Source organism: Acetobacter okinawensis JCM 25146 (genome assembly GCF_000613865.1).
GTDB lineage: Bacteria > Pseudomonadota > Alphaproteobacteria > Acetobacterales > Acetobacteraceae > Acetobacter > Acetobacter okinawensis.
Genome location: NZ_BAJU01000089.1, coordinates 1 through 3,376 on the forward strand (window position 1 = coordinate 1; position 3,376 = coordinate 3,376).

Annotated in this window: 3 protein-coding genes and 2 pseudogenes; 2 read left to right on the forward strand and 3 right to left on the reverse strand. The window is 64.0% G+C overall.

Annotated features, from left to right (window positions below):
* Window positions 1-246, reverse strand: a pseudogene (locus tag JCM25146_RS22275) (hypothetical protein); the annotation flags it as partial.
* Here JCM25146_RS22275 and nth point away from each other — a divergent pair.
* Window positions 245-910 carry an endonuclease III gene (gene nth, locus JCM25146_RS15605; protein WP_025829202.1) on the forward strand — a complete coding sequence of 222 codons (666 nt, stop codon included), beginning with the start codon at window positions 245-247 and terminating at the stop codon, window positions 908-910. The pseudogene JCM25146_RS22275 and the gene nth sit on opposite strands and share 2 nt — an antisense overlap.
* Window positions 911-989: 79 nt before the next feature.
* On the opposite strand, the pseudogene hemH reads toward nth, so the two are convergent.
* Window positions 990-2,029 (reverse strand): annotated as a pseudogene (gene hemH / locus JCM25146_RS20195) (ferrochelatase).
* Between the two features lie 80 nt (window positions 2,030-2,109).
* A complete protein-coding gene (gene mutY / locus JCM25146_RS20200) occupies window positions 2,110-3,177 on the reverse strand; it encodes an A/G-specific adenine glycosylase (protein WP_148299126.1) in 1,068 nt (355 codons plus the stop codon).
* Window positions 3,178-3,187: 10 nt separating this feature from the next.
* Here mutY and JCM25146_RS22280 point away from each other — a divergent pair.
* A partial coding sequence (locus tag JCM25146_RS22280; RefSeq protein WP_148299127.1) for a hypothetical protein occupies window positions 3,188-3,376 on the forward strand: 189 nt, incomplete at its 3' end.

Genomic DNA, 3,376 nt, shown 5'->3' on the forward strand with positions numbered 1-3,376 from the left:
TGCGCAGCCGCGCCCCCAGACAGAGCCCACCCGGCAGCCTCCACCGAGCAGAACACCCCCGACAGCCCCACACACACCGACCCAGCACGCAGCCGCAGCACCAAGCCCAAGCCCAAGCCCAAGCCCAAGCCCAAGCCCAAGCCTGCGGCCAGTTCCGGTGTGACCATAACCACCGCAACAAAAAAAAGCCCGCGCAAAGGCAAAACCCGCCACACCCAGCAGCCCCCCGACTGCCCCGCGTGACATGACGGAGCCGGAAGTTCTGCTTTTTCTGGGTGATCTGGCCCGCGCGTGGCCCGACGCACAGACGGAGCTGCACTACACCACACCCTTTACGCTGCTGGTGGCAGTTGTGCTGTCCGCGCAGGCGACCGATGCCTCGGTCAACCGTGTAACTCCCGCCCTTTTTGCCGCCGCTCCCACCCCACAGGCCATGGCCGCACTGGGGGATGAGCAGGTGGGCGAACTCATCCGCACAATCGGGCTATGGCGCAACAAGGCCAAAAATGTGGTCGCACTCTCCCGCCAGTTGCTGGCAGAACATGGCGGGCAAATCCCCCACACGCGTGAGGCATTGGAAAAACTGGCAGGCGTTGGGCGCAAGACCGCCAATGTGGTGCTTAATGTTGCCTTCAACCAGCCCACGGTGCCGGTAGATACACATGTGTTCCGGCTGGCCAACCGCTCGGGCCTTGGGCGCGGCCGCACGGTGGAAGCGGTGGAAAAAAAGCTGGAGGTGCGCATTCCCCTGCCCATGATGCGCGACTCCCACCACTGGCTTATTCTGCAAGGGCGCTACGTGTGCAAGGCGCGCAAACCCGAGTGCTGGCGGTGCGCGGCCCAGCAAAGCTGCCTGTACCCGGACAAGACCCCACTCCCCCGCCCCAAAGCCACACGCACGGGCGCATAGGGGCGCAAGCCCCCTTCAGACCTGCACATAGGCACATAGGCACATAGGCACATAGGCAGCGCATGGGCCTCTGGCTGGTTTACAGCCAGCCCTGCAATTCGCGCCGGACCAGTTTTTCCAGCAGGCTGATGCTGGCCGGGCTGTCGTTCAGGCAGGGCACAAGGGTAAAGGACTCGCCCCCTGCGTGCATGAACTCCTCACGCACCTCGTGGCCGATTTCATCCAGCGTTTCCAGACAGTCGGCCATAAAGCAGGGGGTGACCACTGCAATGCGCTTGATGCCTTTGGCTGGCAGGCCCGCAATAAAGGGCGCGGTATAGGGCTCCAGCCACTTTGTCGGCCCAAAACGGGACTGAAAGGTCATGGGCAGGGTGCTCTCGTCCATACCCAGCTCGGTACGCAGGGCGGCCACGGTGCGGGTACATTCGGCCAGATACGAATCGCCCTTGTCCACATACTGCTGTGGCAGACCGTGGAAGGAGGCCACCACCATCTGGAAGGGCTGGGGCGCATGCACCTGCTCCTCGCGGATGGAAGACGCCACGGCGGTAATAAAATCCGGGTCATCGGGGAAGGACGGCACGGTGCGGATGGCGGGCTGGTTGCGCAGCTTCATCAACATCCGGAATAGCTGGTCGTTGGCCGTGGCCGTGGTGGTGGCACTGTACTGCGGGTACAGCGGCAGGCACACAATACGGTCACACCCACGCTCCATGAGCGAACACAGCGCCTGTGCAACGCTAGGGCTGCCATAGCGCATGCCCCATGCCACAGGCACACCATCGGCGGCCAGTTGCTCGGCCAGTTTTTCGCCCTGATGGCGGGTGTAGGTGCGCAACGGGCTCTCATTCCGTTCCGCATCCCACACACGGGCATAGGCACGGCACTGCGCGTGGGGCGGGTGGTCAGGATGACGCCTTGCAACAAGGGTTGCCAGAACAGGGGCGAGCCCTCGATCACCCTGCGGTCAGACAGGAACTCGGACAGGTAGCGGCGCACGGCGCGGTACCCCGTACCCTCCGGTGTACCAAGGTTGAGCAGCAGCACACCCGGCCTGCCCCCCTGTGGGTGGCCCTGAGTCGCATGCTCGGCATGTGGCGGAATATGGTGGAAAACCATGTAACCTCTTTTTTTCTTTATTCTGGCCCAGCCTTAATGGCCGTCCTGCCGGGTGCGCCGCGCCTGAACACACCGGCTTTTCATGCACGATGCAGGAAGTCGTATCCTGCTGTCATACATTTTTGCATAATTGATGGCAGAGATGCCGTTTTGGCCTGCGTAACCGGCAACAAAAACCCCTGCGCAACATCCGTGTTGGCAAACCGCTCCACGCGTGCCGCGTAAACCACCACATACAGCGTAAAATGCGTAAACACGTGTTTGACTACCCCTGCTCTGGCCCACTGCGCAGTGGTCGGGGCCTGCGCCAATGCCTCGGCCTCCGCCCATGGCTCCGTGCGCCATGCGGTACCGGGCAGTTCGGTCATGGCGGCCAGCAGCCCGGTTTCTGGCCGTTTGCGCAGCAGCACGTGGCCTGCCGCATCCATGACCATAAAATGCACGCCATGCCGCACCGGGCGTTCGGCCTTGGGAGTCTTGCGCGGCAGCGTAGCCGCCATGCCCTGCGCGTACCCTGCACACGTCCCCTGCCACGGGCACAGCCCACAGGCTGGCTGACGGGGTGAACACAGGGAAGACCCCAGATCAAACAGAGCCTGTGCAAAATCGGACGGGCGGGCGCGGGCGGGGGCATCCGCATTCAGCCCGCTGGCCAGTTGTGCCAGCGTCTTGCGCGCAGCAGGCAACGGGTCCTGCACATTGTACAGCCGCGCCGTAACGCGCTCCACATTCCCATCCACCGGCACCACTGGCACGCCAAAGGCAATGGCCGCCACAGCCGCTGCGGTGTAAGCGCCAATACCGGGCAGGGCGCGCAAGCCTTCCACCGTGCGGGGGAACCCGCCAAGTGCCGCCACGGCCTGCGCACAGGCATGCAGGTTACGCGCGCGCGAGTAGTAGCCAAGCCCCGCCCATGCGGCCAGCACGTCATCCCGCGGGGCGGCGGCCAGCGCCTGCACGGTTGGAAATTTTTCCACAAATCTGAGATAATATGGACCGACAGCCTTGACCGTTGTCTGCTGAAGCATGATCTCGCTCAACCAGACGCGGTACGGGTCTGGTGTCTCACCCTCCGTGCAGCGCCAGGGCAGGGTGCGGCGGTGTCTGTCATACCAGTGCAGCAGGGCGTGGGCGGGTGGCGTAATCACGGAGGCTGTTATGGCGAAGGAACTTCATTCGGGCAAGGCGGGTACCCCCGCACGGCAGGCCACCACGCAGCACAGGCCCGCTGCCCGCACACGGACCAAGGCCCCTGTTAACAAAAGCGCCACGGAGGACACACCGCCCCCCCGCCGCGTCATGAAGCGCGCACACTCGCAGCCCTGCTCCCCAATGTGCGGCACCCGC

Coding starts and splice junctions, on each gene's coding strand:
- nth (WP_025829202.1), top strand. CDS start 245: ATGACGGAGCCGGAAGTTCTGCTTTTTCTGGGTGATCTGGCCCGCGCG.